We start from the raw sequence: 5992 nt of genomic DNA on the forward strand, positions 1-5992 counted from the left end.
GGAGCTATCACTGATCTGTTAGGAGGTATCGGTCAATTTTTCTGAAAATAAGGAAGTGTTCTCTTTAAACGATAATCGCTACAACAAACGACGAACAACAAAAAGTGATCTGTGATCTGTTAGGAGGTATCAGTCAATTTTTCTGAAATAAGGAAGTGTTCTCTTTAAACGATAATCGCTACAACGAACGACAAAAAGTGATCTGTGATCTGTTATGAGGTATCGGTAGATTCTTCTAAAATAAGGAAGTGTTCTCTTTAAACGATAATCTCTACGACCAACAACGAACAACAAACAAAAAAGAGCTTCCGCTCTCCTTTATTTAATAGATACATATTCCAATAACTGCTGTGACAAATAAAATAACAATGGGGTGCATTCTAAACTTAATAGAACAAATCAATGCTAGCCCAAAAAGAGCAAAGCTATAGTAATCGATAAAATTTTCCTCCGTGGCCATACTCAAAGCCGCTAAGGCGATTAAAGCAATACTCAAAGGTTTTATTCCTGACAACGCATAAGAAAAGTACTTATTGGTTCGAAACTTAAAGTAAAAGTAGGAGATTACGCAAATCATCAAAAAAGAAGGTAGACACAGTGCTATCGTTGCGATGACAGCACCGAGTACAGCAATTGCGGGGGGATATCCTTGATTGTGCAAAGCACTAAATCCAACGTAAGTTGCGGAGTTAATTCCTATAGGACCAGGGGTCATTTGCGATATGGCTACTAAATCTGTAAATTCACTCTTCGTAATCCACTGATTACGGTCTACAACTTCTTCTTGTATCAACGACAACATAGCATATCCTCCACCAAATCCAAAAGTTCCTATTTTTAAAAACACCCAAAAAATCTTCAAAAAAATCATAACGCTCAGCTTTTAGCAAATTGATGATAGGCAATTCCACCCCCACAACCTGCGAGAATAATCCAAATGGGAGACACCCCACCAAACCACATACAAACTAATGCTATGGTGGGCAACACCAAGTGCTTCAACTTCATGTTATTTACTCTAATAGCCGTATAACAAGGAGCTGCTATCAATGCGACCACCACAGGTCTTAGCGCTTTAAATGCCTTTACAACATAACTATTTTCTTGAAAACGACTAAAAAAAACAGCAATAAGCAAAATAATAATAAAAGGAGCAACTATGGTTCCAAGTGCCGCTAACAACGCTCCTTTAATTCCCGCTATTTTGAATCCCACTAAAGCAGCTATATTGGTCGCAAATACACCCGGAAGCGACTCTGTTATTGCGAGAAGCTCATAGAATTCTTCATGGGAGAGCCAAGCTCTAGAGACAATCTCTTTTTCAATTAAAGGAATAACGGCATACCCTCCTCCTATTGTAAAGACCCCAATCTTAGTAAAAAGTAAAAATATTTTCCATAACATCTTTAATGTAATCTTTGATTTTTTAAAAGCTTACAAGATACATTGATCCAATTTTTTATCCTACAAAAACCGAGATAAAAAACTCATTTCAACAGTAATTTAGAGTCACTCTTGAGGGTATATATAACAAATAAGCCCTGTGCTATCCCCCTGCGTTGATTTTACATTCAACCATCAAAAAACGATCAATCCAGAGCGAAGAACACAAAGTTTGCTTCGGATACAAAGTAAAAAACCACAAGGCACTAAAAGGTCGTTATTATCCGTTTTTTTATTGAAAGCAAGCCGTATATACACCAAAATAGACCAGTAATAGTGCACTTACCTCTTCTACAAAAACTACTATTTTTAGGGAGGTGGTATATCCTTTTAAAGGAATACTTTTACCGTTAGACAAATACACAACACAAATTGCAAAAGTAAAGTTTCCTTTATCATTCAATGGAAAAGGAAAAAACTTTTAATCCAAAAAATACAACTATGAAACCTATTTTATACTTATTCTGTTTCTTCTTAGGAGTGGTTACACAAACACAAGCACAAAATCACCTTTTTGGTCCCTCCATTAGCTATCAATATCAAAATAGAAGTATGCTGAAAACGGGAATCTACTATGCGACAGAGCTCAATTTCAATCATATCCTCAAAGTAGATGCAACGGCTAATTTCACGTGGATGGAAAATAATTTTATGGTCATTCCAGAACTTGCAGCCACTTATTATTCGGAGATGTATTACATTGGTTTATTAGGACGAACAGAACTCACGCCCTATACCTTAACTCCGAAAGTTGGTTTGTCTTTTGCTACGTTTATAGAATTAGATGTAGGATACGGCTTTCCCCTTGCCAACAAAGGAGAGTTCGGTCCTATTAGAGGATTTACCACCTCCTTGCGACTTAATATTCCCATCAACACAAAGCTATAAGCGTCAAATTGCAAGCAAAAAAAAGAGTGAATGCATAAAACACTCACTCCTTCTTCGTTAAAAAAATCGATTACTTTTGCTTTTTTGCTTGAAAAATAGGCAGGTAAACACCTTCCGATTCATCCAAATTAAAGTTCAACACCTGGCTAATTAATACTGGAATATCTTCAAGATTCATTTGATCGACAACTAGTCCTCTTTTCAATCCGGTACCATAGGCTATAAATCCGGTATAAATCTCATGGAAATTGGGGTAATAGCCGTGTTTTCCACCTTTACTTGCTGTGAGCACTTCCCCAGTAGATTGATTAGAAAACGCATAACCTAACTTCCCAGACAACGCTAATTTTGCTTTTACCTCTCCCCCTCTTGCGCGAATCATCGCTTCGTCAATAAGTTCAAACATTGCTTGATAACGCGCAGGTAGCTGGTGAATCACTTTCGTTACTTCCTCGACAATTTGTTGGTCCTTGGGATTCTTCACTTGCAGCACGGTGCTTCCCCCTGTGGAGAAGAAAAAAGCCCGATCCAACAATCCCGCTTCTTTGAGCCAAATATAAAGTAAATCTATTTCGAAAGTAATTCGCTCTTCTTCCGAGTACTCTTTCGCGAGATACTGGATGCATCGTTGTTTATTTAATTCCTGTTCACTCAAAACAAATCAGAAGTTTGGTTTAGTAAAGGAGTGAAATAATTGATTTTACACCTAGAATTTAAGGTTATTGAATTGTTAGGGAAACATTATGCTTTTTTGGGTAACAACCGCCCTACACTACTTCTTTCCTAATTCTTAAACACCTCCCTAATTTTATCGCAATTTCCCTCAATACCAACACAATTTATACGTTAGTTTGGAATTCAGTACAGTTTATGTAAAAGTGCTTTTCAACACCAAAACGAGGGGTTATAACGACCACTTTTCTAAAAATAACTCCTATTTTTGTTTGAAAGAGGTTGTTTTATCCGGTTTGAGATTCTTTCTTACAGATTATCTCTCCCCTGATAAAGAACAGCATAAACCTCATTACAAACTAAATAAACAGATATGTCCACAGAACCTATACGAAACAAAGTAAACGAATCAGGCATCATAGCCTTTGATTTAGCAACGTTTAAACCCGAAATTGAAATTGTTTCTTTTGATCTCAAACCTCTACTCTATATGGAGTTAATCGTAAAAGAAAAAGAATTTCGCACGGCGCTAGCAGCAGTTGATTTCACTGCTTTTAACGGTAAAGCCGTAGCCGTTTACTGCACTGTAGATGCCATTATTCCCCAATGGGTGCACATGGTTATCGCAGATAAATTGTACAGTGAAACAACGCTTTTCAAATTTTGTACAGTAGATGAATTAAGGAATGATCTTTGGGAATCCAACGTATTACAGGCTGATATTACCCCATATAAAGATCAAAAAGTAGTGGTTCGTGCGAATCCGGATATTCCTGTTTTCTTGTACATGACTGCTACAAAAAAACTAAAACCAATCGTAAAATCCTTGTTATACGGTGAAATTGGAATGCCTAAAGTTATTTTTAAATAATCGAAGCTTGACATCGCACCTTGTCAATACAAGGGATAAAAATTAACTAAGCAGTCGATGTATAAACACACAAGCTTAATACAAATGAAAAAACCTATAGCAACAAAAGTGCACTATAGGTTTTTTTTGTCTTTCTTCCTCTTACTCTTGCTTTACAACTAATCCGAGGGATCACGAACAAGTAAATTTTTAAAAGGGATCTATCTTATCTCCTTCACTCTTGCGACTACGGATGAGAGGTGTAGCTTTACACCTAGGCAGGGTGAACTAATGTTTATTTTTGTGATTGCGCCAATACTAGGTGATGTCCTCCCATCGCACTGCGTAAAACAATACAGCAAACAAACTAGTTTAAAATCGATAACCTATACTCAATCCCGTACGCAAACCCAACCATGGCATTTTCCCCTTCATCTTGATTCCGTTATCGTTGACTTCAAAGGTCAGTTTATCAAAGCTTTCTGTCAGATCTTCTGCAAAATTTTGTAATTCGGCTTGCTCTTGAAGTGTTAAGTTTCTATAGGCTGAAATATCGATATCTGCAGTACCGTAATTTGCTCCTATAATTTGCCAATCTAAGTAAAATCGTTTTCCCAAATGCCATTGTACACCGAAATACAACCCTCCAGATCGCGCCTTTACGTTTCCTCTTAACGGTAATTCGAGCTCTTGATTAAGAAAGGTAAACCCTTCAAATCTGTATGCATAATCGACCTTGGTGCTTTCTACTTTTCCAAAGACTGCAACGTAAAAACCACGAAAAGCGCCTTTTTTACCTAGGTAAAGTTTAACTTCTGGTGCCACGGAGAAATTAGAATACCTCAGCTGATCAATGTCAAAAGTTGTGTTTCCTTCCTCTACATCATTTTCGAATACTTTTTGTAACGTTCGCTTAAAAGGTGCTCCACTTTCTGGACGGTAATTTACGGTTATACCTCCCACCAATCGGCCTACTACTTTTCTTTCGTAGCTCAAGGATCCTGATCCCCAGGCCAAAGGAATTACGTTCATCTTGATCATATTGTTTTTCGTGTTCCCCAAACTATCTTGAGTACTATTCCTGCCTTCTTGAGCAAGTAGCCCAGAACAAAACAAAATGACACCTAACAGCAGTCCTCTTTTCATGTTATTTTTTTTCAGTTTTCATTCCAATAATAGTAATACTTAAAATTAACATAAACAATACCCCCTTAGTCGGTATTTCTATTTTTTTTAAAAAAAGAGGCGATAATAACACCCCATGAGCTTAAATAAAGGCATAAAAAAATCTGCTTGTCTAAAAAACAAGCAGATTTTTTTTTCACTGCATGCACAGCTATTCTTCTCTTACCTCTAATACTATGTTCATATAAGATATTGGAGTTACAATTGCATCTTCCTTAACTTTATAGGTTAATACCCCTTCATCGCTAATTGACACCTGCTCAAAGATATCTTCATCTAAAAAAGTAATAAAGAAATTAAGTTCAGACGCAGGTAATACTGGTAGTTTAGCCTTTAATCCTGCTTTGGGATTTGCATATTTAGGCTGTCCAAATTGCGTTGCATAATCCGCGTAAATATTACGACTACCACTAAATCCTGGTTCAACTTCTAAATAGATAGATGGAAGGTAAAAAAACTTAGGCATAGTTGCTTTTATTGCTTTAAATGTCACTCCACCTTGTCCGTCTGCTACGAGAACATCTCCATCTGTAGCCGTTTGCGTTCCTTCTTTCGAACTAATCTTACTACTGCTTACTGCCTTTTCTGTTAAGTGCTTCGTTTCTATTGCACCTTCCGCTATGGTTAGCTTAACATCTTGTAGCACAGCATGGTCTACAGCTTGCTCTGTATTAATTAAGATACCCGATCCACTTAGTGTTCCCGATTGATTATCTAAAACTTCTATTCGCTCTACTATTGCCTCTAAAGTATTTTGTACATTCATTTGTCCTAAGCCAAGGGTTGTATCGTCTACGATAAGGTTACTCGCACGAATATCTAATACTTTAAGTTCTTTTTTTTGATCAGCAAACACAATCAGTCCTGGTTCTTTTTCTTGAATTGTCAAGGTGTTTGCATCAAATACAACACCCGTCGAATCCGCTATAAAATTACCTCCAGCATCAAAACAAG

At 36.9% G+C, this 5992-nt stretch carries 6 protein-coding genes and 1 pseudogene; 2 read left to right on the plus strand and 5 right to left on the minus strand.

Going from position 1 to position 5992, the window contains the following annotated elements:
* Positions 1 to 322 precede the first annotated feature (322 nt).
* Positions 323 to 871: a chromate transporter gene (locus tag ACPDG9_RS15640; RefSeq protein WP_430528638.1), complete on the minus strand. Its 549-nt coding sequence runs from the start codon at positions 869 to 871 to the stop codon at positions 323 to 325.
* A gap of 5 nt (positions 872 to 876) precedes the next feature.
* On the minus strand, positions 877 to 1404 hold the full coding sequence (locus ACPDG9_RS15645) for a chromate transporter (RefSeq protein WP_430528639.1): 528 nt from the start codon (positions 1402 to 1404) through the stop codon (positions 877 to 879).
* A gap of 480 nt (positions 1405 to 1884) precedes the next feature.
* Between ACPDG9_RS15645 and ACPDG9_RS15650 the strand changes: the two genes are divergently transcribed.
* Positions 1885 to 2331: a hypothetical protein gene (locus ACPDG9_RS15650; protein ID WP_430528640.1), complete on the plus strand. Its 447-nt coding sequence runs from the start codon at positions 1885 to 1887 to the stop codon at positions 2329 to 2331.
* Between the two features lie 70 nt (positions 2332 to 2401).
* On the opposite strand, the gene ACPDG9_RS15655 is transcribed toward ACPDG9_RS15650, so the two are convergent.
* Positions 2402 to 2986 (minus strand): hypothetical protein, encoded by a 585-nt coding sequence (locus ACPDG9_RS15655; RefSeq protein WP_430528641.1) that lies wholly within the window; start codon positions 2984 to 2986, stop codon positions 2402 to 2404.
* 390 nt (positions 2987 to 3376) lie between these two features.
* On the opposite strand from ACPDG9_RS15655, the gene ACPDG9_RS15660 reads away from it, so the two are divergent.
* Positions 3377 to 3874 carry a DUF2480 family protein gene (locus ACPDG9_RS15660; RefSeq protein WP_430528642.1) on the plus strand — a complete coding sequence of 166 codons (498 nt, stop codon included), beginning with the start codon at positions 3377 to 3379 and terminating at the stop codon, positions 3872 to 3874.
* A gap of 351 nt (positions 3875 to 4225) precedes the next feature.
* On the opposite strand, the gene ACPDG9_RS15665 is transcribed toward ACPDG9_RS15660, so the two are convergent.
* Both ACPDG9_RS15665 and ACPDG9_RS15670 read right to left on the minus strand, forming a co-directional pair.
* Entirely contained in the window at positions 4226 to 4999 is a 774-nt protein-coding gene (locus tag ACPDG9_RS15665; RefSeq protein WP_430528643.1) for a hypothetical protein, read from the minus strand.
* Positions 5000 to 5189: 190 nt separating this feature from the next.
* A pseudogene (locus tag ACPDG9_RS15670) lies at positions 5190 to 5992 on the minus strand (hypothetical protein); the annotation flags it as partial.

The organism is Myroides sp. C6-3 (genome assembly GCF_050522425.1).
Lineage (GTDB): Bacteria > Bacteroidota > Bacteroidia > Flavobacteriales > Flavobacteriaceae > Flavobacterium.